Here is a 23,513-nt window from a genome sequence, read left to right on the forward strand (position 1 = left end):
GATTCGCCTCCTTTCTGCGATTCTCTGTGTTCTTTTCTCACGGCGGGCCATCACCGGTCGGTCGGTGGTCGACCAACCAGGAACGGGATCCGCCATGTTCGAGGCGCAGCAGGAAGTCCAGTACGCCGGCGAGCCCGACGTTGTAACTCGCGCACACCGCACGCATGGTGTCGTCGGGGACGAGGAGCCTGCCGTCGCGTTCGGTGGCCCGGACGTACAGGCAGGTGGCGATCTCCGCCGCCCACTGCCGATAGCGGGGCTGCCCGGTCGCTGCGGCGAGATCGAGCAGTAGTTCGGCGTTGCCCGCGATGCCGTGGCAGGTCCCCGTCGCGAGCCGCCAGCGGTCCCGGTACACCGTGCGCCCGGCCCGTTCGGCGAACTCGCGGAACCGCGGTTCCCCGGTCACCTGCCAGAGCCGGATGAGGAAGGTGCCGATGCCGGAGGTGCCGTTGCACCAGAAGTTCAGGTCGGGAGTGTCGGTCTTGCCTGGCCCCTTCGGCCAGCGCGCGCCGTCGCCGTCGAGTTCGGCCACGGCGCACAGCGCGTGGCCGCCGCCGATCGCGATCTCGATCAGGTCGGGTTGGTGCAGATCACGGCCCGCGGCGAGCAGGAACGCCGCATTGCCCGCGACACCGTGGCCGAAACCGTAGGACTCCGAGCCCGCGAGTTCGTCGCGGAACTGTGCACCGGCCAGCCAATCCACCCGGCGGTCAGCCGCTTTGGTCAGTTGGACCAGGCGGTCGGCGCACTCCGTGGCTCGTTCGGCGAACCGCTGATCACCGCTGGATCGCCACAGCTGGAGTTGCGCCATGCCCGCGCCCGCCAAGCCGTGGCAGATGTCGGGGTTGGACCAGTCGAGCGGAATGCGCAGCGCGTAGTCCAGTGCGCGTTCGGCCAGTGCGGCATCGCCCAAAGTGTTTGCGGCGGAGTGTAATGCCCAGACGGTGCCCGAGCGTCCGAAATACAGTCCGGGCAGGATGCGGCTCGGTTTGGTGAGTCGCTGGTCGAGCCAGTCGGCTGCGGTCGCCAATGCCGGTGCCACCCAGTGCTTTCCGGAGCGCACCGCGCGGTCCAGGACGGCGAGCACGCCTGCCGCGCTCAGTTGCACGTTGCACGGATCTCCCGGCGGCAGCGCCGGAGGTCGCGGCCAGAGGTACCCGCTGTGCGGGGTCATCGTGTCGATCAGGTAGGACAGTCCGTCGCACAGCAGGCGATCGATTTTCTCCGCGGGTAGTTCCGGACCCGGAAGTTCCTGCCCGGCAATAGGTTTGGATCGCAGGAACACGGCGGCGCGGGCCAGCGACCAACGGTGCGGAACCTCAGCGGTGAGGCCCAGGATGAGCGGGGCGAGTGCACGCAGTGCAGGCGAGGTCGGCGCGGCGGCCTCGACGATCGCCGCGAGGCGCGCACCGGTCGGCCGTGCGTCGGCCGCCAGCACCGGGTTGATGCCGGCGGCGACGAACAGGAGGGTGGCGCCGAGGCTGAAGCAATCGACTTCCGGGCCTGGCGCGGGCACCGGCTGAGCGGTGTCGCGCCCGGTCGCACCGAAGTATTCCGGCGCGCCGAATCCTGGTGTGCCCGCGATATATGCCGACTGATCGGTGCGCACCGTGCATTCCATATCGATGAGCACCGGGATGTTGTCCGGTGTCACCATGACATTGCTCGGCGCGAGATCGCGCAGCACGTAACCCTTTTCGTGCACCGTGGCGATCCGCTGGGTGAGCTCGCGCGCCAGCTGCCAGACCTCGGTCACCGGGACCTGCCGCTCGCGCCCGGCAGGCCAGCGTTGCAGACTGGTGCCCTCGATCAGATCCTCGACTAGGAACACGTGCTCGGCGACCGTCACGACGTCGCGCAGTGCGGGGGTGATCCCGGTCGGGCCGAGCCGCCGCAGGATCGCTGCCTCGTGCCGCAGCCGATCCCTGGCATCCTGCCCGGTCGGATCCGCCGCGATGTGCGGGCGGGCCTCCTTGAGCAGCACCTCGTCGCCGGTGTGCTGGTCGCGAGCACGGTAGACGCCGCCGCGATTGGAATGCCGGATCGCCGCAGTGACGAGGTAGCGGCCCGCGATGAGCACCGGGTCGCCACGTTTGCGGCTCGGGCCACTCTTCGCCGGCGGGTCGAACGGTGGGCTGGCCCAGGATGGCGGCGAGAACCACGGGTTTCGCGCGTCGGCGGTCGCGGTGCCGTCCGGTGCGCGCAGTTGCCCCTCGTAGAAGCCCGTGTCGTCCAGGTCGCTCGGGGCCGCGAAACATCCGAATCGGTAGTGCACCAGGCTGTCCGGCCGGTAGCGGCGATCGGACAGGATCGCCGGGCCGGCGAGTCCGACGGTCGCCTCGTGCAGTTGTTCCGCGAGGATCCGTAGCTGATCGTCGTCGACCGGGTACACGGTGAGGAACTTGCCCGACTGCGCTCGGTCGGCCCGAACGCCATTGAGCTCGGCGATGATTCGCGGGGTCGCGGCGAATTTGAAAGCGCACTCGTGCGCCGCGAGTACCCGCGCCGCGTTGGCCAGCACTTCCGGCGCGGACACCGGGGTGGCGGAGACGTGCAACTTCCAGCCTTGCGACCGGGGCCGATGCCTCGGCGGCGTTACCGTGCACCAGGTTTCACCGACGCACAACCGCCACCGGATGCCCGCGGTCGATTCCGCCAGCACCGCCATCGCGATCGACCGATAGCCCGCCGCGACGGCCGAGTTCGCGGGCCGACCAGCCAGCACCTCGGTCATCGATGGATGCCCCTCATCCGGTACTACACAGCGATTTGCGGCAAAGCGTGCTCCGATGCTAGTCGCGGGGTGGGGGAGCGTCGTGCCCATACTTCTGGTGTGCGCCCGGTGTCCGACCGGTCGGATCTCCCGGACGACGGGCCCAGCGCAGTATCGCGCCGCAGCGCACTTCGAGCCGATGCGTCGGCTCGCCGCGTGGCTACGGTGACGTGGCGGCGAATCACGGCACGATGGGTGAGGGCCGCGCAACGAGGAGGCGACATGGGCACAGGGGTCGAGGTCAGTCCGTCGTTGCATCCCACCGGTGGCCGGACGGCGGGGGCGGCGATCGTGGTCGGGGCGCTCGGGGTGGTGTTCGGCGACATCGGAACCAGCCCGATCTACACCATTCAGACGGTCTTCAATCCGGGCGATCCGCATCCGGTGCCGATCAGCCCGGACAACGTGTACGGCGTTGTGTCCCTGATCTTCTGGTCGGTGATGATCATCGTCACGCTCACCTACATCACGCTGGTGATGCGCGCGGACAACGATGGTGAGGGCGGGATCATGGCGCTCATCACGCTGCTGCGACGGCTGGCGGGTAAGCGGGGCGGCCGGACCGCCACGCTGCTGGCCGGCCTCGGAATCTTCGGTGCCGCATTGTTTTTCGGTGACAGCATGATCACCCCGGCGATCTCGGTGTTGTCCGCGGTGGAGGGCCTGAAGATCGTGCAGCCCGGCCTGGAAGAGCTGATCGTGCCGATCACGGCGGTGATCATCATCGGGCTCTTCTCGGTGCAGCGGCGCGGCACCGCGGCGGTCGGCCGGCTGTTCGGGCCGGTGATGATCCTCTGGTTCGGGACGATTGGGATCCTCGGTGTGTCCGGCATCGTGCGTCATCCGGAGATCCTGAAGGCCCTGTCGCCGACCTATGCGCTGAGCTTCATGGTCGGGCACTTCGGTATCGCCTTCTTCGCGTTGGCCGCGATCGTGCTCGCGGTGACCGGCGCCGAGGCCCTCTACGCCGACATGGGCCACTTCGGCCGGAAGGCGATCACCCGGGGCTGGCTGGGGCTCGTGCTGCCCGCCTGCGCCCTCAGCTATCTCGGCCAAGGCGCGCTGATCCTCGGCGACGAAAGCACCGTGGGCAGTCCGTTCTTTCTGCTCGCCCCCGGCTGGGCGCGGCTGCCGCTGGTGCTGCTGGCGACCGCCGCCACGGTGATCGCCTCGCAAGCGGTGATCACCGGCGCCTACTCGGTGGCTTCCCAAGCGGCGCAACTCGGTTACCTGCCCAGGTTGCGCATAGCGCACACCTCGGAGTCGACCATCGGTCAGATCTATGTGCCGTGGATCAACTGGGTGTTGATGATCTCGGTGTTGACGCTGGTGTTCGCCTTCCGCAGTTCGGCGGCGCTGGCCTACGCGTTCGGCATGGCGGTGACCGCGACGATCTCCATCACGACCCTGGTGTTCTTCTACCTCGCCCGGATCAAATGGCACACCCCGCTGTGGCTGGTCCTGCTCGGCGCGGTCCCGCTGCTCGCGGTCGACGCGATGTTCCTGTCGGCGAACATGACCAAGCTCGTGCACGGCGCCTGGCTGCCGCTGCTGATCGGGCTCACCGCGTTCACGGTCATGAGCACGTGGGCGCGCGGTCGCGACGTCGTCACCCGCGCACGGGAGGAGAAGGAAGGCCCACTGCGCGCCTTCGTGGACGAATTGCAGCATCACGAACCACCTTTGACGCGCGTCCCCGGCACCGCGGTCTTCCTCAACCGCGGCAAAGAGACCGCGCCGCTGGCGATGCGGGCAAATGTCGAACACAATCGCGTGCTGCACGAACATGTGGTGATCCTGTCGATCGACACGCTTCCGGTGCCCCGAGTGCCCGACGTATCGCGCACCGAGATCGACGCGCTCGGCTACGCCGAAGACGGAATCATCCACGTGACAGCGCATTTCGGTTACATGGAAACCCCGAACATCCCGGCCACGCTGCGCCTGCTCGACCCCGCGCAGACCGAAGGGCGTATCTCAGTGGCGAACGCGTCCTACTTCCTGTCGAAAATCGAGTTGAAACGCGGCCCCGCCCCCACCATGGCGCAGTGGCGCAAGCGCCTGTTCATCGCCACCTCCTACATCACCGCCGACGCCGCCGAGTATTTCGGATTACCGGGGCAGCGGACGGTGATCATGGGGGAGCGGGTCGAGGTGTAGGTCGTTTGGCGGACACCGCATTCGCGCGCGCATCCATAGGCTTCCCGCTGTGGAAGCCGCGACAATCAACGACCGCGCGCTGGCACTGTATGCGGAGTTCAACCGAACCGGAGACGTTTCGGTGTTGCGCAGGATGGTTATCATGCTCCGCGACGGGGTCTCGGCGCTGAATGGGCACGACGACGAGGTAATGGCCCTGTCGAATCTGAGTGTCGCAGCCCGTCAATTGTTCGAACTGACCGGCGATGTGGCGATGCTGCGCGAGGCCGTGGGAGCAGGCCGGAGCGCGGTGGCGACCATGCCCCCGGCGGATCCCCGCAGCGCGGTGTGCCTGACGAACCTGGGATCCGCGCTACGTTCGCTGTTCGAGCAAACAGATGACATGGCGCTGTTGCTGGAAGCGGTGCAGGCCGGACGGGACGCGGTAGCCGCTGCGCCCGAGGAGCACTTCGCCCATGGCGCGGCGCTGTCGAATCTTGCGATGATCCTGCGGGGACTGTTCGAGCGGACGGGTGAGGTCGCGGTACTCGAGGAAGCAGTGCAAGTCGGCCGGAGCGCCATAGCCGCGATCGCGGTCGATGACCCGATTCGGCCCGGATGCTTAAACGACTTCGGGATGATCCTGCGGGAACTGTTCGAGCGGACGGGTGAGGTGGCAGCTATCCAAGAGGCCGCGCGGGTTGGTCGGGAGGCAGTCTCGACAGTGCCGGACGGGCACTTCCTAGCGGCCAGGCTGCGGTCCAATCTTGGGTTCACCCTGACCGGATTGTTCGAGCGGACCGGTGATCTGGCCGTGATCGAGGAGGCCGTGCGGGTCAGCCGTTCCGCAGTGGCAGCGGCCGGAGCCGACGATGCCTATCGAGCGGCGCTGTCGAGCAACCTGGAGATCGCGCTGCACGCTCAGTTCGACCGCACTGGAGAGATTTCGGTCATCGAGGAGGCGGTGCGCGCTGGTCGCTTGGCGGTCGACGCAACGCCGCCGGACCATCCCGCCATGGCAAGGCGTTTGACGAGCCTCGGCCTCGCGCTCAAATCGCTGTACGAACGCACGGGTGAGGCGGCAGCACTCGAAGAGGCAGTGCGTGCAGGTCAGCGCGCGGTTGCCAGCGCTCCCGCCGATCACCCGGACCGAACGGTGTGCCTCGGCAATCTGGAGATCACGCTGCAGCGGTTGTACCAGCGTACGAAGGAACTGCCGGTACTGGAAGAAGCGGCCCGCGTCAGTCGGGCAGCGTTGGCGGCCACCGCAGCTGACCACCGGCACCGGAGCGGACGTCTGTCGAGTCTCGGCGTCATCCTGCGGACACTGCACGAGCGAACGGGTGATCCCGCCGTGATAGCGGAAGCGGTGCGGCTGGCTCGCGCGGGCATCGCGGCCACTGCGGCCGACGACCCGGATCGGCGGATGTACCTGTCCAACTTCGGTGGCATCTTGCAGCGTTCGTTCGAGCAGACCGGTGCGCTGTCCGTGTTGGAGGAGGCGGTGCAGGTGGGCCGCGACGCGGTCGCGGCGACCCCGGTCGACGATCCGGCCCGGGCCGGGTATCTGACGAATCTGGCGCTGGCCTTGCAGCGAATGTTCGTGCGCACCAAGGGTTTAGCGTATCAGTTCGAAGCGCGTGACGTCGCCGGGGCGGCCGCGACGTCACCGACGGCACCGATCACCAAGCGCATCGCCGCCGGTCGAATGTTGGCGGGTATCGAAATGACACTTATGGCGCCCCACGCGGCGCTCGGCGCGATCGAGGCCGTCGTCGCGTTGATACCGCAGATCGCTCCTCGGGCGTGGTCGCGGCACGACCGTGAACAGGGGCTCGGTCGGCTGGCCGGACTGGCATCGGAGGTCTGTGCGATAGCGGTCGCTGCCGGGCGCCCCGGGCGTGCGGTGGAACTGCTCGAGCAGACCCGCGGTTTGCTGCTCAACGAGACAATCGAAGACCGCACCGACCTGACCGCCCTGAATCGGGCAGCGCCGGAACTGGCCGCTGAATTCGATAGCCTGCGAGCGCAATTCACCACGATGGAAGAAGCCGATCCAGTGTCGACGCAGCCCGATGGCGGCACCAGGCGCGCGATCGAGGTCGGCGAACAGCGCAAACGGCTGCTCCAGCAATGGACTTCGTTGTTGGATCGCATCAGAGCCGTGCCCGGCTTCGCCGAATTCCTGCTGCCGCCCAGCGTTTCTCGATTGCGACGGCAAGCCGACAACGGCCCGATAGTCATGGTCTACGCGGACAATGGGGGATGTGGGGCGCTGATTCTGCGGGACGGCCCCGGCGAATGCGTGGAGTCAGTGCTGTTGCCGGACCTCACTCTGAAGACCGCCGAGAAACAAGTAGACCGATTGAACGCGGCGTTGGCCGCGGCGGACGAGTCACCCGCCGACCAGGATGCCGCGCAACGGGATATCCACGAGATCCTCGGCTGGCTGTGGGACACGATCGCGAGCAGTGTGCTCGATCGGCTCGGCATCACCCTGATGGTCAATCCCCGACCGCGGGTCAGGTGGTGCCCAGTGGGGGTGCTGGCCTACTTTCCGCTGCACGCCGCGGGCCACCACACCCGGCCCGGTCGTCGCACGGTGCTGGATCGCACCGTGTCGTCCTACATCACCACGATTCGGTTGCTCGAACGGGCGCGCGGCCGTACGGTAACCGCCGCGCCGACCGCGATGATCATTGCTATGCCCAGCACGCCCGGCGTGCCCGGCGGGATGCCATTGCCGGGTGTGCATCGAGAGACTCGGCGGCTGTCCCGTCTATTGGCCGGCCCGTTGATCCTCGACGGCCCCGACGCCACCCATGATGCGGTCGCGACCGCGCTGGCCGGGCACTCGATCGCGCACTTCGCTTGTCATGGCGTATCCGACCGAGCCCGTCCGGCCGACAGCCGCCTGTTGCTCTACGACCATGCGACCGCGCCGCTCACCGTCACCGCCTTGGCGCGACTCGACCTGACCTCCGCTGATCTGGCCTACCTGTCGGTGTGCAGCACTACCCACACCACCGCGGCTCTGGTCGATGAGGCCATTCACCTCACTGCCGCAATTCATCTCGCGGGCTATCGCCACGTCATCGGCACGCTGTGGCCGATCAACGACGCCGCCGCCATACGGATCGCCGTCGATTTCTACACCCGGCTGACCAGAAACGGCACCCAGCCGCCGCGGACGGAAGACACCGCGTACGCGTTGGCCGAGGCAGTTCGCCGGCTGCGCGACGACAATCCGATGATTCCCACCCGCTGGGCCGCCCATCTCCATCAGGGCGTGTAGAAATTCGGCCACGGGGGATCGCCGGTCGCTGTAGGACGTTTGGGGGACACCGCATTCGTGTGGCTATCGATAAACTGTTGCTATGCAGAAACTTTCGTGATGCACGGGGATGGTGATCCGGAAATTGACCTCGCTCGCAGGAGTATTGGCCGGACTCGGCTGCAGTAGGCGGCGCAACAGTCGGAACAAGCTTGTGCGGGAGAGCCTTTCCGCTCTCGGCGACGCCGACAGTGACACGGTGCCGCCCTGGGAGGATGCCAAGTTGACCATGACGGAGTTCGGCAACTGGATCAAGAATGCCGACACCAAGCTGACCGTGCTGGCGGCCGCCCTCGGCATCGTGATGGCCGCCGTCGCGTCGAAAGCCGATTCGTTTCGCAAGGCGCTTGCTAATCCCGAGTTCGACTGCAAGTGGACATTGATCACGGCCTTGTTGCTGCTATCGGCTGCCATCGTGGTGACCGCCGGGTACCTGTACGTGGCACTCGTTCCGCGAACGACGTCCTTGGGTCATAACCGTTTCGCCTGGCCGAGCGTTGTTGTGGACGGGCGGCCGCCGTGGAATCTGGAGCACCGATCGACGCTGGACGAGGCCTGGTCGCACAACCACGCGCTCGCCGGTATCGCCGGAAAGAAGTACGCGGCATTCAGAAAGGCGTTGCGCACCTTCGGTATAGCTCTGCTGCTGTGCGCGGTGTGCATCACGCTCGCGACGTGGCAGGCGGTGGACGTGCATGGCCAGTAGCGGCGACCGGACAACTGAGGTGAGATATGAGTGAACCTGTCGATGGGTCGGCGGCCACGCCGGGGGTACCGCCGCTCGATGACGAAACGCGGGACGACATCCTCGATGTGCTGAGTGATCTCGCGGAGTGGCGGCTGCCACCGCCACGGGGGGCATATGTGGCGCAGGCAGTCGACGCGCTTACCGAGGCGGTGGCGAATGGTGACGCGCTCGCCGTCCGGGAAGCCATCGACGAGGTCGAGCTGATGGGTCCGGTCCGGGCCACCCGCATCGGCACCAGCGACCGCTCGTCGGCGCCGAGCCGGGTGATGGATCGGGTGAACACCCTGGTGCACACGCTGGGTGGAGATCCGGCAGCGGCCAGCTCCGGCACCACTGACGAGCCCGAGTAGGCGTGGCGATGGCCGAGGGCGGCTTGGACGACCAAGAGCTGGTCGTGCACGTGTTCGCGCCGCTCGACGGCCCGTGGGCCGAGGCGGCGGAACAGCAACTGCGCGCGATCTGGACACGCAGCAGCGAGCAACTCGGAATCGACCGCTCGGTGGGCGCATTCGGTCTGCCGTCGCGGCTGCCGGAGGGACGGCTGCACAGCGCGTCGGGCGCGCCACTTGCGGTCGCGGAGGATCGCACCGGGGACTTTCAGATGATCGCCCGCCGCGACCACGACATCGTGAACTTCTCCCTGGTGTTCGCCACACCGCTGGACACCGAGGGCCGTCGGCTGCGCATCGGATCGGCGGTGCCACCGGGCTGGCGCGAATTCGACCGGTGGTGGCGGCAGCTCGCTATCGAGGGCGTCGATGCCTTTCTCGGCACCGCTGTGCTGTACCAGGCGCAGCTTCCAGACGAAGACACCGTCGCCCTGCCCCGGACAGTGCAGTGGGCGTTGCCGTTCCGCTTGACCGCAGAACCCTGGTTGCCGCAGCCGAGCCCGGATGGATCGGGTCTGGCGGTGTGGGAGTTCGGCTCGGCTGATACCGACCCGAACCGGGTTCTCGTCGTCGGCGCGCCCCGTGGGCGCGGTGCCGAGTTGAGTGCGTGGACCTGGAGTGACGGCGGGGGGGCGATGCCGCCGCTGGCTCGTTACCTCATGCACGCGGCCAAACTTCGATACGAAGCCCGCGTCCTGGGCGACGGGTCGCGGCTTCGGCAACTGCAACGGCGGGCCAAAGACCGAGTCATCGGTCTGACTCCGGTCTTGACCGCCTCGGGTTCGGTGCCGGCGGCTACGAGCCAGATCCAGGCCTTGGCCGCCGACGAGGCGAACTTGGTTGCGACCCTGGGCGACCTGCAGGACATCCGGCACACGATCGAGATCGCCGAGCACAACATGCGGCTATCCATGCCCGCCCCGTGTCCCGCGGACCACGCTCTGGCCGAACTGCTGCCACAACGGGTCAGCGACGCGACCGTCTATTTGCACACCACGCTGGACCAGGTGCGGCACATGCGAGAGCTGCTGGCGGCAAGGCACATCGGGCCGCAGGTCGCCCCGGCTGCGCCGGAATCAGTGCTGACAGAACCGCATCCGGGTCGGGCCTCGACGCCACCGCGCGGCCGGACCGAACTGCGCCTCGGCTTCGCGGTGGACATAGCGGGCTACAGCCGCCGGTCCGCCCCGGCGCAGACCGACGTCCAACGCAGACTGGCTGCCCTGGTCCGCGAGGTGGTGCGGGCGCTCGGACTCGAGCTGGCGGAGACCGATCGGGAAGGCACCGGCGACGGGATGAAGGTGTTCCTCCCGCTGACGACCGAAATCCCCGAGGCACTACCGACTTTGCTGCGCGCATGGCACGAATTGATCACTATCGACAATCGTCGCTCACCGGATCGCATGCGGTTACGTGCCTCGGCCGCCGTCGGCCTGTTCGGCCCCGGTGACATCGGGTTCACCGGCGAGACGGTCATCGAGATCATCCGAATCCTCGACAGCCCACCGCTGTATCAGGCGCTGGCCGACAACCCGGATTCGGACTTGGAGTTCATGATCTCGGGCCGGCTGCACGAGGTGGTTGTCGAACCCGAATACCCACTGCTCGAGGCGTTTCGATTCGAGCGCCGCCGGGTGCAAACGAAGAACTACGACAAGGACGGCTGGCTGTGGGTCAGATGAGTCCGCGGCTGCCATGAGCGCAATGGATCAGGGCGCGCTGAGCGATCTGGTATTCAGCAAGTCTTACTCGAACGGATTGGCTCGGCAGGTGTTCAAGCGGAAGAAGAGCCGGATCGATCCGGTGATGGTGCGGCGGGTTGAGCAGCTGAGGCAGCAATTCACCCTCGCTGAGGGATCGGATTCGCTGGAGCAGGTTCGGGCGACGCTTGCCGAATTGAATCTGTTCGTCTTGGAGTTCGTGCCGACGATGGGTACCGATCTGCGGAAGGCGTTGATCGGCACGGAGGTGTTGCGCTGGGCGATCATCCTGGAAACGCGACTACCGGAGTGTAATTGGTTCCGGGTGGCGATGATGGCGACGATGCACTCCGGGGCCTACGCACACGCCGTGGCGCAGTTCTGGCAGAACGATGAAACGCAGATGCCGTTGCGGGCGGCCAATCAGCTCGTCTTCGAGCTCGGCGCCTATGCCAACCATCGGTGTTCGATGCCTGCTTTCGCGCCGCTGCTGCTGGAAAACGTTTCTGGCAGTTTGTATCTGGCGACGCAGGTGATGACCGCGATCCGTGCCGTCGACCCCGACCCGCAGCGCCTGTTCGACCTGGCGCAAGAAAACCAGCGATGGGTCGCCGACATCCAGTCGGAGGACTTCTGGGACCACCGGGATCGTGATACGCGAGTGATCAATCGGCGGCTCGAGGAGTTCCGTGCCCGCCAGGTGAAACTCGTCGAAGCCGCACCGCCCCATCGCATCACGCTCGAAGCCGATGTGCGGCACTGTGTCACCGAGCTGGCGGCCGTTCGCTCGTGCCGCGACATCCTTTACGTCGTCGCGACCCCGCTCGGCGGTGTCGCGTTTCGTACCTTCGGCGACACCGCGCGTATCGGCCGGACAGTCAGCGTCGACCTGCCTCGGTTCACGAGTCAGTACGTGCAAGCGTGGCACGCGCGCATCGTCGAACTGTATCGGCGGCGAGAGCATGACGGTCTGGGCGCGGTGGCGTTACACAACGAACTCAGCGAGATCCTGACCGAACTCGGCGCGGCCACCTTGGCGGTGATCCGCGTGCAATGGCCGGACCTGCACGCCTTCGCGCTCGCACCAGTCGGTGCGGCCGCCACGCTGCCACTCGGCGGCGCACTGGTGGACGGCCTCCCCGCGCAACTGCAATTCGACATGACCGTCGTACCCAACGCCAGCATCTTTCTCACCGCCACTCTGCACGCCAGACCGGCTTCCCGCGCCGCGGTAGTTGCCGTGGATCCGTCGACAGGCGATGATTTCTTGCCGAAGGTCGGGCCGGAAGGTGACGCGATAGCCGCTATACACCAGACACATTCGGTGAATCTGCGACCGAACATCGCGCCGATATCGGACGAGAACGAACCGATCCGCGTCCGGACCATGGCACCGAGCAGGCAACGCGAGATCGCCGATGAGCTAGTTCTCTACCCTGCCGCGCCGCATCCGGACGGCGGCATCCTGGACGGCATCGAGCGCGCCGCCATCGTGCACCTCGCGTGCCATGGCGTACTGGTCGAGGAGCCGGTGTTCAACTCGGTGCTGCTGCTCGGCGAGAATCCGGTATCGCTCAGCGAGTTCCTCATCCGGCCGGTGGCGCCGGGCGGGGTGATCGTTCTGTCGGCCTGCTACGTGGGCGGCGTGGTGACCAGTCTGCCGAACGAGCTGCTCGGGTTCCCCGCCGTCTTCTTGTCGGCGGGGGCGCGCACCGTGATCGCCTCCGCGATACCGGTGATCGATTCCCGCGCGACGATCACCTTCCTGGAAGATCTCCATCGCGGACTGCGGGCGGGCGAGGAAGGGCACATCGCGCTGCGGTCGGCCGTCGCGGCGTCGTATGCCCGCGGCGACCGTTGCTTCACCTGGGCCGGATTCACCGCATACGGTGCTTGACGACCTGGCTAAGACATCCGTCTACGACAAATGTCTAAGACGCTGGTAACCTCGCGGGATGGGAAATCGCGAAGACCTGCTGGCCGGAGCGCGCAAGGCGGTGCTGGAGCGTGGGCTCGCCAAGACCACCGCGCGCGATATCGCCGGTGCGGCGGGTGTGAGTCTCGCGGCCATCGGCTATCACTTCGGGTCGAAGGACCGGCTGGTCACCGAGGCGATCGCCGAGTCGGTCGGGGGCGGGGTGGGGGACGGCATGGAGGCGGCGATCCGGGCCGGGGGCGCGGGCAAAACGCTGTGGGATGCGTTGGGCCCCACCTGGTCCGGTCTGCTCGAGATACTCGACACCAGCCATGAGGCGCTGTTGCTGAGCGCGGAGAATGCCCTGCTCATCGCGCGGTCGCCGGAGTCGCAGGAGTACATGGCCGAGGCCATCCAGACCGGGTACGACGATCTCGCGACTACGTTGCGCGAGGTGCATCCCGAGCTGTCGGTGGAGCAGGCGCGAGCCGTCGGCACGCTGTTCTTCCTGCTGTTCCAGGGGCTGGCGATGACGCATCTGATCGCACCGACCGCCGCGGCCGTGGATGGCGAGCAGATCGCCCTTGCCGTGCAGACGTTGCGCGACATGTAGTTTCAGCCGCCCAGTCGGTGCTGCCGCGTGGTCAGCGGTCGAGCGGGTTTGCCGCGATGCGGGTCGCGATACCGCTGCGCAGAGCCGCGGCGGGTGAACTGTGCGGTTTACGGTCGGCCTGGTTCTGGAAGCAGGCGAGGAATTTTTCGGGGAGTCCCGCCCTGGGGTGGCTTTCCAGGACGCTGCGGCGGAACTCGGCCGGGAACGCCGTGCAGTCGCGACCCGAGATGTCCACTGCGGTCCCGTATGCCAAGAGATGGCCTTCGGGGTCGGCGGTGACGTCGACACCGTCCGCCATATGGGCGACGATCACCTCGGACACCCGCACGCGCCGCGGCACGGGCCAACCGGATGCGGCGCCGAAGACCCAGGCCAGGTGACCGCCCGCGACCTCGAACGAGAGACCGTGGTTGTCGAACTGCTCGACCAGGCCGAGATCGTGCAGCAGCGCCGCGACATACAGCAGTTCCGCGTCGAAAGCGATGCCGTTGGACTGCGCATGGCCCGCGGCCCACAGGTACGAACGAACCGAGTGGTTGAACAGGGCGGGCGTGCAGTAGGCGGCCGCCACCTCGGTGGCGGCGCGGCAACTCGCGGAGTCGGGCATCGTCAGGTCTTGGAGCTTCACGAACTTATTGTGCCAGCGGATTCTCTGCACAGGATCTCCACACTCGACACCGAGGACCTGCACAATCGGTGTCTAGGTTGGCCTGCAGGTATCCGGAAGGGCTCGCCGCTGGTGGCGGCGGGCCGACGCACATGGAGGTCGTATGCAGGGTGAGTTTTCCCGGTGGGCAACCGAGTTCGAGGCGAAGGTAGTGGCTCGGGCGGCGGCGGGGGACCCGGACTGGGACCGGGGAGCGCACCTCGATCCGGCGGTCGCGCGCAGTGTGCAGCGGTTTCAGGTCGGCGAGAGCGGGGACGGGGCAAATTTGATTGCCAAGGCCGAAGCCGCAGGCGACCCGGAGTATGCCGCCGCGGTGCGATTGTTCGTCGCCGAGGAGGTCAATCATGCCCGGATGCTGGAGCTGCTGCTGAAGGCCGGTGGGGCGCAGACCATTCGCGGGCACTGGAGCGACGCGGTGTTCGTCCGGCTGCGGCGGGCGCTGGGTTTGCGATTGGAGTTGATGGTGCTGATGGTCGCCGAGGTGGTCGCGCTGCGGTACTACCGCGCGTTGCGCGACGGCACCGACGACGCGCTGACCGCCCAGGTCGCCGGGCTGATCCTGAACGACGAACTGCGGCACGTGCCGTTTCACTGTCACCGCCTGCGGCTCGCGTTCGCGACGGCCTCGGGTCCGGCCCGGCTCATCCCGGTGCTGCTGTGGTGGCTCGTGCTGATCGGCGCGACCGTGGTGGTCGCCGCCGACCACGGACCCGCGTTGCGCCGATTGGGCGTCACCCGAACCGGTTTCGTGCTCGACGTGATCGCTTTGTTCAAGGGCATTGTGCCCACTGCTGTCTCCGCCGAGTCGGTGGCCATTACCAGTAGCGGGACCGGAGCGCGCCGGGCCGCGCTCAATTTGTTGAAACATTGATCATGATCGGCACGAGATGCGCCGTCGCGCAGCGTTTTTGGCGCGCCTGACCGGTTTGTTCTGGCATGGTGTCAGATGTGACCGAGTTCAGCGACAGGGGCAAGCTGATGTACCTGGTCGAAATCTCCGAAGCCGACCGCTCGAGCCCGCTCTGGTGGCAGGTGAGCAACGCCGGGGGTGCCGCGCAGGTGGCGGCCGCTCTGGTCGAGATGGCGGTGCGCCTGGAACTCGAGCTGCCCTACCACCCGAGCGAGGTCCGCTGCTGGTACCGCTACGAAGTGCGCTGGCCCGACGGCGGAATCCTGGAAGGCTTCGAGGGCGCGGTCGAGCCGCTGCTCATCCCCGATGACCTGCGCGCACTGGCCCGCTCGGTCATCGCGGTGACCGTGCGCGACCGGCGACGGCGCAGCGAGTAGCGAGGACCGAACGGTGCTGACCCCGGGGTGGTCGCCCGAGGTCAGCCCTGCCTAGTGCCGGGACAGTTCGTGGATGTCGTGCAACAGCGCCTTCAGTAGGCGGGCGGGCAGGTCTTCGCCGAAGCGGGCGGTGTCGGCGGTGACGTGCACGCTGAGGCCGTGTCCGCGGCGGTCGTCGAGCAGTTCGACGCGGACGGGCAGGCTGGTGTGGTCGCGCATGTCCTCCTCGGCCGCGATCAGGCCTGCGGCGAGTAGTTCGTCGCGTGGGTGGAAGCGGACGTAGTTGAACATGACGTCGTAGGGGTCGCCGCCGAGCAGTTTGCGGACCTCGGAATGCGGGAAACGGCGGTGGGCCAGTAGCCGATTCTCCGCCTCGAAGGCTCGCCGGGCGGTGTCTTGCCAGTCGCCGTCGCGCAGTTCGAGGCGCAGCGGCAGTTGATTGAGGAACAGGCCGAGGGTGACATCGGAGCCTGCGCGTTCCGGCCGTCCGTTGAGCAACAGTCCGACCACCGGGGCTTCGGTGTTCCAGACCTCGCCCACGGCAGCGCAGTTCGCCGCCAGCAGCAGGCTTTTCAGCGGCAGACCCCACTGCGCGGACAATTCTTCGAGGCGCCGGGTGTCGGCGTCGGGCACCGCGGCGCTTACTTTGCGATGCACCGGAACGTCGTGCCCCGGGTCGGGCACCGTGCCGGCCAGTTCCCGGAACAGATCCGCGGAGTCGGTCGCCCGCATGGCTTCGCGTTCGAGGCGGATGAACTCCGAATATGGCACCGGGTCGGGGAATTTCGGCGGTTCCCCGTCGAGCAGGCCCGCGTAGGTGCGCACCAGCTCGTTGCAGAACACCGCCTCGCTCCACCCGTCGAGGATCGCGTGATGGAACGAGTAGGACAGCGTGAAAGCCCGAGTATCGGTGGTGGTGGCGTGAACTCGCACCAACGGTGCGGATTCCGGATCGAATGGTTGCGCGAGCTCCGCCATGATCTGCTCGTACCGTTGGGTTTTCACCGTGTCATCGAGTCCGCGATGGTCATCCGTGCTCAGCGGGATCGGCGCGGACCGCTGCACCAACTGCATCGGTTCGCTGAAGGTAGCCAGGTCGAACCGGCTGCGCAGCAAGGGATGTCGTGCCGACAGCAGATCCAGGGCCTGCCGCAGCACCGTGGGTTCCAACGGCCGATGCACGGTGCGCGAGACGACATCGAGGTAGAACGCGCCGTCGCTGATCAGGCTCTCGTGAATGAGCCCGAGTTGCAGCCGCGCCGCCGGATACGCCTGGTCGACATCGTCGGGTATCCGCGCCTGATCCAGCAGCGACAGCAGGTCGTCGGTACCGGCCGCGGCCCGGTCGGCGGACCTGGCCAGGGCCGCGCAGGCGCCGCGGGGGGTCGGATTGCGGAACAGGTCGAGCAGCGTCAGCGCCAGACCTTGCTCCTGCGCCGCCCCGAGCACCTTGAGTGCGAGCAGCGAATCGCCGCCGAGGGAGAAGAAGTCGTCGTCGGGGCCGACCTGGTCGACGCGCAGTACTTCCTGCCAGATGGCGGCGAATACGTCCTCGGGCGCCGCGGTGTTGTCGTTCATCGAGAGTTCCTTCCGTAGCGAGGTCACAACTGCCCCAGTTCCGCCGCGGTGACCGTGCGGGTGTGCGCCGGAGCGTCCGGCGCGGCCGGGAAGTCGAATCGGTAGCGCAGGGTCGACTCGACTTTCGTTGCGAGCACGGCCAATTCGTCGATATCGCGGGCTTCGCCCATCACGATGTCCATCTCCCGGGTCTCCACTCCGCCGGGAAATGGCGTGCCGGGCCGGGCATATGGCCGATGCAGGGTGACGCCGGGCAGCTGCTTGACGGCGTCTACACCGTCGACGGCGACCAGCGTGGCGGGCAGACGCGGCGCGGGGTGGAACAGCTGGAAATAGGCCTGTCCTCGGTAAACCGGTGGGGTACTCACCGATTCGCCGAGTGCGATGCGCCCGGCCAGCTCGATCAGATCCAAGCCCAGAGCGCGCCTGGCGAGTTCGTTGATGCCGCCGCCGAGCCTTCCGTTGACCTCGATCAGCCGCGGCCCCTGCGGGGTGAGCTTGACCTCGGTGTGGGTGAGTCCCGCGACCACACCGAGCGCCTCGACGGCCTGCCGCGCCAGCGCGCGTACCTGCTCGTCCTCATCCGGGCTGAGCGGCGAGGGCCAGAACCGGCCGGTCTCCCGAAACGGCGGCACCATCGGGAATTTGCCGGTGACGGCCAGATCATGAATGTGCCCGTCCTGCACCACGCTCTCGATGGAGACGTAGTCACCGAACGGACCGCAGTCGCGACCGGCCAGGTACTCCTCGAGCACGAGCGTGCCCCCGGCCACCAGGCCGGGCCGGTCCTGCGCGAGCAGCGTTCGTGTCAGCTCGAGGCCCGCGGCCGCGTCGTCGATGTAGAAGGTGTTGCGGCTGCCGCCGCCGTGCGCCGGTTTGAGCACGGCGGGCAGTCCGGTCGCGGCGACGGCGGCGGGCCAGTCGGACTCGGCGTCGATCCGGTGACAGCGCACGGCGTCGACGCCCGCCTCACGCAGCGCGGCGCGCTGCTGCCACTTGTCGGTCAGCAGCCCGAGGGTCCGTCGATCGTGGAACGGCAGCCCGAGCTCATGTGCCAGTTCGACCGCCAGACCGAGACCGCGCTCGGTGTAGGTGACCACGCCGCCGGGCCGGTGCGCGCGCACCGCATCGGCAGCGAGCGCGGCCGACTCTGCCCATAAGACCGAACCGAGTTGGGACAGTAGGGGTTCCATCGTGCGGGTGTGCTCGTTCGGTTCGAGAACGAAGACACAGTTCGCCCACCCCGCCAGTCCGACGGCGATATCGCCCGGATGCGCGGCGCCGTCGTCATAGACGACCACGAGGGTCGGGCGTTCACTCATGCCGACCTGCCTTTCCGCCGGAGCCGATTCACAGCTCGACGACCGTGACGGCCCGGCCTGGGGTAGGGACCGGCGCGGACGGACCATCCAGCGCGGCGGCCAGCTCGGCGATCGAGGCGTGCGCGTAGATCTGGGCGATGACCAGCGCCGGATAGTGCCGCCGCAGCCGCGCGAACACGGTCAGTGCTTTGAAGGAATCCCCGCCGATCTCCATGAACCGCTCGTCCCGCCCGATCTCGGCCCGGCCGAGCACTTCGCACCAAATCCCTGCTACTAGTTGCTCGGTCGGCGTGCGCGGCGGATCTGTCGCGCGGATGGGGGCAGGCCCGCTGTCGGCTAGCGCGCGCAGAGCGGCGAAGTCGGCCTTGCCGTTCGGGGTGACCGGAATATGCGGCACCGGCACGATCCGGCTCGGCACCAGCGCGGACGGCAGTTCGTCGCGCAGCGACCGGGTCAGCTCCGCCGGTTCCGCAGTTCCCACTACGTAGGCCACCAGTTCGAGCGGCTGGTCCGGGTGCGCGCGCTCGCCGGTGACCACCGCCTGCCGCACGCCGGGCGAAACCAGCAGCGCCGCTTCGACTTCCCCCGGCTCGACCCGATTACCGCGGATCTTGATCTGCCGGTCGGCCCGCCCCAGATAGTCGAGCGAGCCGCCGGGCTCGCGGATCACCAGGTCGTCGGTGCAGTAGAACCGGGCATCGGAGGCGTCGAGCCGGATGAACTTCGCCTCGGTGCGCGCGGTGTCGCCGAGATAGCCCAGTGCCACGCATTCGCCGCCGAGATACAGCGTGCCCGGTGTCCCGTCCGGTACCGGAGCCAACTCGTCGTCGAGCACCACGGCGCGTACGCCGCTGAGCGCGGTGCCGACCGGAACCCGGGGCCGCTGCGCGTCCGCGGTCGTCACCCGGTGCATGGTCGCCAGAATGGTGGCCTCGGACGGGCCGTAACCGTTGTGCACTTCCAGGTTCGGCCGGGCGCGCAGGATCGCGGCGGCCAGCCGCGGCGGGAAGGCCTCGCCGGCGACCACGAGCAGGCGCTGCGGCAGTAGCGCGGCGAGATCGCCTTCGGCGGCCAGCGCTTCGAGCTGGGACGGTGTGTAGGTGAGGCAGTCGGCGGGGTGCGCCGCCAGATCTGCGGCCAGCGCGACCGGATCGAGAGTTGTTTCGCGCGAATACACGTCCAGCCGGGCACCGGACAGCAGCGCCCCGTACACCGACACCTTGCCGAGGTCGGCGGCGAAAGTCGTGGTGAGACCGAAGCTGTCGATGGGCACGGCCACCCGCTCCCAGAAAGCCGCGCAGTAGTTGAGCAAGGCACGATGGGAGACCTGAACGGCCTTCGGGGTGCCGGTCGATCCGGACGTGCACACCAGATAGGCGACGTCGTCGCGGTGCAGGCCGGACGCGAGGTCGACGGGCGCTCCCTTCGCCGCGTCGGTGAGCACATGCACCGGCAAGTCGTCGTCGAAAAGCCGCGATCGGTTCCGCGGATCGGTGAGTACGGCTCTGGCACCGGTGGTTTCGAGCAACGCGCGCAGCCGCGGCTCTGGATCGGTCGCCTCGAGGTGCACGTACGCCGCACCGACCGACCACGCGCCGAGCACCCCGGCCAGGCAGCGGACGGACCGATCCATCAGTGTGGCAACAACATCGCCGCGGCCGATGCCCTGGCCGCGCAACCAGGCGGCCACCGCGCCTGCGCTGCCGGCCAGTTCGCGGTAGGTGAGCTGAATATCGCCCTGCCGCAAGGCCGGACGATCGGGAAGTTCTGTGGCGAGATAGGCGAAGGTGTGTGCCGCGGTCGCGGACTGTCGCAGCGTCGCAGACAGGGTCGACATGGAGAACTCGATTCGATCGGGGTAAGTCAGCGGAGGCGGGGCAGGGACGCCGGACGGGCGGTGGCGATCAGGTCGGCCAGCGCCGCGACGGTCGCAGTCTGGAAGTAGGTCTTGAGATCGAGCCGGATCGCGAAGCGGTCTTCCAGCGCGGTGAACAGGCGCAGCGCGGTGTGGCTGGTCCAGTTGTCCAGCTCGTCGAACCGGCGCTCCTCGGTGATCTGCTCGGGCGGCAGATCGGTGACCGTGGAGATCAATTGGGCGAGTGTGGTTTTCGGATCAGACATGGGGTTTCGTCCATTCGTCGGTGTGGACCGAGATCCACGCGGGGGACAGGGCCGGACGCGGGTCGAGCGGGAGGATCCGGCGCGTGCCGCCGTCGGCATCGGGCTCGCGGTCGGCCGCGACGAAACCGGCGTCGGCCAGGAACTTCTCGGCCGGCCCGTTGCGGCCGCTGCTGCGGAAGGCCGCCTCGAGCCGCACCACGCCCGTCGCGACCGCCTCGTCGATCACCGTTTGCAGCACCGCGAATTCGATACCGCGCGCGAAGACCCGGCAGCTCATGACGGCGTTCTCGATGAGCCAGTGGTCGGTGTGCTTGGCGATCCACAACGCACCGACCATGCCCTCGCGGCCGAATCGATCGCTGACCTCGAAACCGAGCACGGCGTGCTCGGCGGAGCCGGCCATGCTGCGCGTCTGCTGCGCCGTATGCGCGCGCCCGGTGAGATTGAACTGGTTGGTGCGCCCGCCGAGCTGCACGATGCGCGGCAGCAGGTACTCGTCGGCCCGGCGGACGGTGACCTCGATGCCGAGATCGGTCAGGTAGCCGTCGAGCGCGGAGCGGCTGCTCGTCCACTCCTGCCTGCGCACCCGGGCTCGATACAGGTCGGTGCGCTGCCGGTCGGTGTCGGTGGTGGTGAGCACGGTGAAGTGGTCGCCGGACAGCAGCGTGCCGAGGTGCCCGGCCGGGTCGCCCGCCAGCGGTACCACGGTCACCTGTGGCAGCGCGCGACCGACGAGCTCGCATTCGAACGCCGAGTCGTCGGCGAAGACCAGGCTGTCCAGCCCGAGATTCAGCTCGGCCGCGATCGCCGCCAGACTGCCGTCCTTGGGCTCCCAGTTCGCCTTGACGGCGACGAAATCATCTGTGCGAACCAGCATTTCGGGATGCTCGGTGAGCACCTGTGCCACCAGGTCCGGATCGTTCTTGCTGGCGACCGCGAGCAGCACGCCCTGATCGCGCAGCGCCAGCACTGCCCGCTGAAACTCGGTGTACGCATTGCCCGGGTACAGCGAGCCGAGCTCGATGTTCTCCGGCCCGTCGTCGCCGAGTACGCCGCCCCACAGGGTGTTGTCCAGGTCCAGCACCAGGCACTTCTTGGCGCGGCCGGTCAACGCGCGGGCGTACCCGGCGATCTGCCCGGCGTACAGCTGCTCGACCGCGGGGGACCAGGCCATGCTGCCGAAGCGGTAGAGCCGATCGTCGCGCAACGCGACGGCGGCGTCGGTGAGCAGCAGTTCCAGGTCCACTACGTCGACGTTGTCGATGCGATCGGCGAATTCGAGTAGGCCACTGTTGAGTTCGCGCCAGGCCCGGCCCAGCCGCGCGCGGGACCGGTAAGCGTTGACGGTCCGCCATCGGAGCTGTGGCAGCGGCACGGTGTGTACCAGTACGGTGCCTGCGGTGCGGGCCGCGAAAGCCGACACTGCCGTACCGAACAGGTCGAGGCGCTGCGTGAGGAGGTCGCGCACGGTGTCGAGATCCGCGGGATCGGCGTCGCGGGGGAGGAACAGCTCCTCGTGGATCGGGCATACCGTGAGTGCGGGTGCGAATCGCGCCAAGGCGGACTCCGGATCGTTCAGCTGCATGAGCAGTTGATCCGGTGGCGTCAGGTGGAACTCTGGGTCGATGCCCGCCGCGAGCAACGAAATGCGGAGCAGCGGAACGAGATTGTCGGCGGTGAAGGAACCGGCCACGGCCACCCGCAGCGGGTGCGGCGTGGTGCCCGGCCTGCGCACCAGCGCGGAGTCGATGCGGGCGAGCAGCCTGCCCGCCTCGCGGGCGGTGCCGATATCGGGGGTGTGCGCCAGCGCGGCAGGCAGCGCGGGATCGGGCTCGGCGCCCGGCGCGGTGAGCCGCCGGACGCGTTCGAGTAGGTCGTCCACGACCCTCCTCACTTTCGTAGTCGGTCAGATGCGCAGCAGGGTGCAGGCCCAGTGCATGCCGGTGCCCATGCTCAGCAGGGCGACGAGGTCGCCGGTGACGAGTTCGCCGGTGGCCAGCAGCCGCTCCAGGCTCAGTAGTTGGTCGGCCGGGCCGAAATGGCCGTGGTCGCAGGCGATCTCGATATTGGTGCGATCGAGCGGCATGCCGAGCGCCTTGGCCAGATCGGCGAAGGCGCCGGCATTGTCGTGCAGGTACAGCACCCGCTCGATCTCGCCGATCGCGACATCCGCACTCGCACAGGCACGTTCGACGACCTCGCGGTTGCGGGTGTGCAGTTGCTCGACGAAGGCGAGTGCGGCGCGGCCGTCTCCGTCGAAGAAGGTGTCCATGCGGTCGATCAGTCCGGCGATGGCGGGCCGCTCGGCGTCCTGCGCGAACGGGCGGGCGGCGCCGCCGATCTCCATCCGCATGAAGTCCGCGTAGCGGCCGTCGGTGACGACCTCGGTCGCCAGCCAGCGGCACTCCGGGTGGTCGCGGCGCAGGACCGCGGCCGCCGCACCGTCCGAGCTCAACGAGGTGCTCGTTTCGACACGGTCCCAATAGGTTTCACAGATTCGGTTGGCCGCGATGACCAGTGCGGTCCGGTACTTGGGATGGGTGGCGAATTTTCCGGCGACGATGTCGAACGCCGCGACACCGCCACCGCAGGCCTGGCTCAGCAGGATCGCCTCCGCCAGCGGGGTATCGAGGCGGCCCGCTACCGCGGCGGCAGGATCCCAATACAGGTATTCGGCGATATCGGTGATCGCCAGCACCACCAGATCGACCTCGCCCGCACCGATTCCGGCGCGACGCAATGCGGCCTCCCCGGCGCGCACGGCCAGGTCGGTCAGGCCGACCTCGGCCGGCGCGCGGTGCAGGCGGCGGTAGCCCCACTGCCGCACCTTCTGGTCGTCGCCGGCCAGCTCGTCGATGGTGACGGGTGCGCCGAGGGCGTACCCGATCGCCATGATGCCCAATGACATTCGTCGTCCCTTCGGTGCG

The 23,513-nt window shown here is 67.8% G+C and carries 17 protein-coding genes; 9 read left to right on the forward strand and 8 right to left on the reverse strand.

What is annotated here, in order from left to right; all coding sequences use genetic code 11:
• Positions 1–37: 37 nt before the first annotated feature.
• A complete protein-coding gene (gene lanL, locus DBO33_RS15265) occupies positions 38–2,734 on the reverse strand; it encodes a class IV lanthionine synthetase LanL (protein ID WP_199856625.1) in 2,697 nt (898 codons plus the stop codon).
• Positions 2,735–2,995: 261 nt separating this feature from the next.
• Between lanL and DBO33_RS15270 the strand changes: the two genes are divergently transcribed.
• From DBO33_RS15270 to DBO33_RS15300, 7 genes are all read left to right on the forward strand, one after another.
• The gene (locus tag DBO33_RS15270) at positions 2,996–4,933 is read left to right on the forward strand and encodes a potassium transporter Kup (protein WP_107655630.1); all 1,938 of its coding nucleotides are present in this window, start codon (positions 2,996–2,998) and stop codon (positions 4,931–4,933) included.
• A gap of 49 nt (positions 4,934–4,982) precedes the next feature.
• Positions 4,983–8,207 carry a CHAT domain-containing protein gene (locus DBO33_RS15275; protein ID WP_107655631.1) on the forward strand — a complete coding sequence of 1,075 codons (3,225 nt, stop codon included), beginning with the start codon at positions 4,983–4,985 and terminating at the stop codon, positions 8,205–8,207.
• Between the two features lie 262 nt (positions 8,208–8,469).
• Positions 8,470–8,952: a hypothetical protein gene (locus tag DBO33_RS15280; RefSeq protein ID WP_159080276.1), complete on the forward strand. Its 483-nt coding sequence runs from the start codon at positions 8,470–8,472 to the stop codon at positions 8,950–8,952.
• Positions 8,953–8,978: 26 nt separating this feature from the next.
• The gene (locus DBO33_RS15285) at positions 8,979–9,344 is read left to right on the forward strand and encodes a CATRA system-associated protein (RefSeq protein ID WP_107655633.1); all 366 of its coding nucleotides are present in this window, start codon (positions 8,979–8,981) and stop codon (positions 9,342–9,344) included.
• Positions 9,345–9,352: 8 nt separating this feature from the next.
• Complete coding sequence (locus DBO33_RS15290; protein WP_159080277.1) at positions 9,353–11,065, forward strand: CATRA conflict system CASPASE/TPR repeat-associated protein; 1,713 nt, start codon at positions 9,353–9,355, stop codon at positions 11,063–11,065.
• 13 nt (positions 11,066–11,078) lie between these two features.
• Complete coding sequence (locus tag DBO33_RS15295) at positions 11,079–12,980, forward strand: CHAT domain-containing protein (protein ID WP_107655635.1); 1,902 nt, start codon at positions 11,079–11,081, stop codon at positions 12,978–12,980.
• A gap of 58 nt (positions 12,981–13,038) precedes the next feature.
• On the forward strand, positions 13,039–13,611 hold the full coding sequence (locus DBO33_RS15300) for a TetR/AcrR family transcriptional regulator (protein WP_107655636.1): 573 nt from the start codon (positions 13,039–13,041) through the stop codon (positions 13,609–13,611).
• A gap of 31 nt (positions 13,612–13,642) precedes the next feature.
• Here DBO33_RS15300 and DBO33_RS15305 read toward each other — a convergent pair whose 3' ends face one another.
• Positions 13,643–14,239, reverse strand: coding sequence for an HD domain-containing protein (locus DBO33_RS15305; protein WP_234390855.1), 597 nt, complete (start codon positions 14,237–14,239; stop codon positions 13,643–13,645).
• Positions 14,240–14,381: 142 nt separating this feature from the next.
• On the opposite strand from DBO33_RS15305, the gene DBO33_RS15310 reads away from it, so the two are divergent.
• The gene (locus DBO33_RS15310; RefSeq protein ID WP_199856627.1) at positions 14,382–15,149 is read left to right on the forward strand and encodes a ferritin-like domain-containing protein; all 768 of its coding nucleotides are present in this window, start codon (positions 14,382–14,384) and stop codon (positions 15,147–15,149) included.
• A 77-nt stretch (positions 15,150–15,226) separates the two neighbouring features.
• A complete protein-coding gene (locus tag DBO33_RS15315; RefSeq protein WP_159080278.1) occupies positions 15,227–15,565 on the forward strand; it encodes a hypothetical protein in 339 nt (112 codons plus the stop codon).
• A gap of 51 nt (positions 15,566–15,616) precedes the next feature.
• Here DBO33_RS15315 and DBO33_RS15320 read toward each other — a convergent pair whose 3' ends face one another.
• The 6 genes from DBO33_RS15320 to DBO33_RS15345 are packed head-to-tail and all read right to left on the reverse strand — an operon-like array spanning position 15,617 to position 23,494.
• Positions 15,617–17,143, reverse strand: a complete 1,527-nt coding sequence (locus DBO33_RS15320) for a condensation domain-containing protein (protein ID WP_159080279.1) — start codon at positions 17,141–17,143, stop codon at positions 15,617–15,619.
• 23 nt (positions 17,144–17,166) lie between these two features.
• A complete protein-coding gene (locus tag DBO33_RS15325; RefSeq protein ID WP_107655639.1) occupies positions 17,167–18,465 on the reverse strand; it encodes an ATP-grasp domain-containing protein in 1,299 nt (432 codons plus the stop codon).
• A gap of 28 nt (positions 18,466–18,493) precedes the next feature.
• A complete protein-coding gene (locus DBO33_RS15330) occupies positions 18,494–20,302 on the reverse strand; it encodes a non-ribosomal peptide synthetase (RefSeq protein WP_107655640.1) in 1,809 nt (602 codons plus the stop codon).
• A gap of 26 nt (positions 20,303–20,328) precedes the next feature.
• Positions 20,329–20,586 (reverse strand): acyl carrier protein, encoded by a 258-nt coding sequence (locus tag DBO33_RS15335; protein WP_159080280.1) that lies wholly within the window; start codon positions 20,584–20,586, stop codon positions 20,329–20,331.
• Complete coding sequence (locus tag DBO33_RS15340; RefSeq protein ID WP_107655642.1) at positions 20,579–22,468, reverse strand: HAD-IIIC family phosphatase; 1,890 nt, start codon at positions 22,466–22,468, stop codon at positions 20,579–20,581. The genes DBO33_RS15335 and DBO33_RS15340 overlap by 8 nt, the downstream gene beginning before the upstream one ends.
• Positions 22,469–22,492: 24 nt before the next feature.
• A complete protein-coding gene (locus DBO33_RS15345; protein WP_107655643.1) occupies positions 22,493–23,494 on the reverse strand; it encodes a 3-oxoacyl-ACP synthase III family protein in 1,002 nt (333 codons plus the stop codon).
• Positions 23,495–23,513: the final 19 nt, after the last annotated feature.

The sequence above is a fragment of the Nocardia suismassiliense genome (assembly GCF_900269665.1).
In the GTDB taxonomy this organism is placed as follows: Bacteria; Actinomycetota; Actinomycetes; order Mycobacteriales; family Mycobacteriaceae; genus Nocardia; species Nocardia suismassiliense.

Bases quoted from the DNA above. Each gene is read 5' to 3' on its own strand.
- DBO33_RS15320 (WP_159080279.1), bottom strand. From the start codon at position 17,143: ATGAACGACAACACCGCGGCGCCCGAGGACGTATTCGCCGCCATCTGG.
- DBO33_RS15270 (WP_107655630.1), top strand. From the start codon at position 2,996: ATGGGCACAGGGGTCGAGGTCAGTCCGTCGTTGCATCCCACCGGTGGC.
- DBO33_RS15290 (WP_159080277.1), top strand. From the start codon at position 9,353: ATGGCCGAGGGCGGCTTGGACGACCAAGAGCTGGTCGTGCACGTGTTC.
- DBO33_RS15345 (WP_107655643.1), bottom strand. From the start codon at position 23,494: ATGTCATTGGGCATCATGGCGATCGGGTACGCCCTCGGCGCACCCGTC.
- DBO33_RS15300 (WP_107655636.1), top strand. From the start codon at position 13,039: ATGGGAAATCGCGAAGACCTGCTGGCCGGAGCGCGCAAGGCGGTGCTG.
- lanL (WP_199856625.1), bottom strand. From the start codon at position 2,734: ATGACCGAGGTGCTGGCTGGTCGGCCCGCGAACTCGGCCGTCGCGGCG.
- DBO33_RS15295 (WP_107655635.1), top strand. From the start codon at position 11,079: ATGAGCGCAATGGATCAGGGCGCGCTGAGCGATCTGGTATTCAGCAAG.
- DBO33_RS15325 (WP_107655639.1), bottom strand. From the start codon at position 18,465: ATGAGTGAACGCCCGACCCTCGTGGTCGTCTATGACGACGGCGCCGCG.
- DBO33_RS15335 (WP_159080280.1), bottom strand. From the start codon at position 20,586: ATGTCTGATCCGAAAACCACACTCGCCCAATTGATCTCCACGGTCACC.
- DBO33_RS15310 (WP_199856627.1), top strand. From the start codon at position 14,382: ATGCAGGGTGAGTTTTCCCGGTGGGCAACCGAGTTCGAGGCGAAGGTA.
- DBO33_RS15285 (WP_107655633.1), top strand. From the start codon at position 8,979: ATGAGTGAACCTGTCGATGGGTCGGCGGCCACGCCGGGGGTACCGCCG.
- DBO33_RS15330 (WP_107655640.1), bottom strand. From the start codon at position 20,302: ATGTCGACCCTGTCTGCGACGCTGCGACAGTCCGCGACCGCGGCACAC.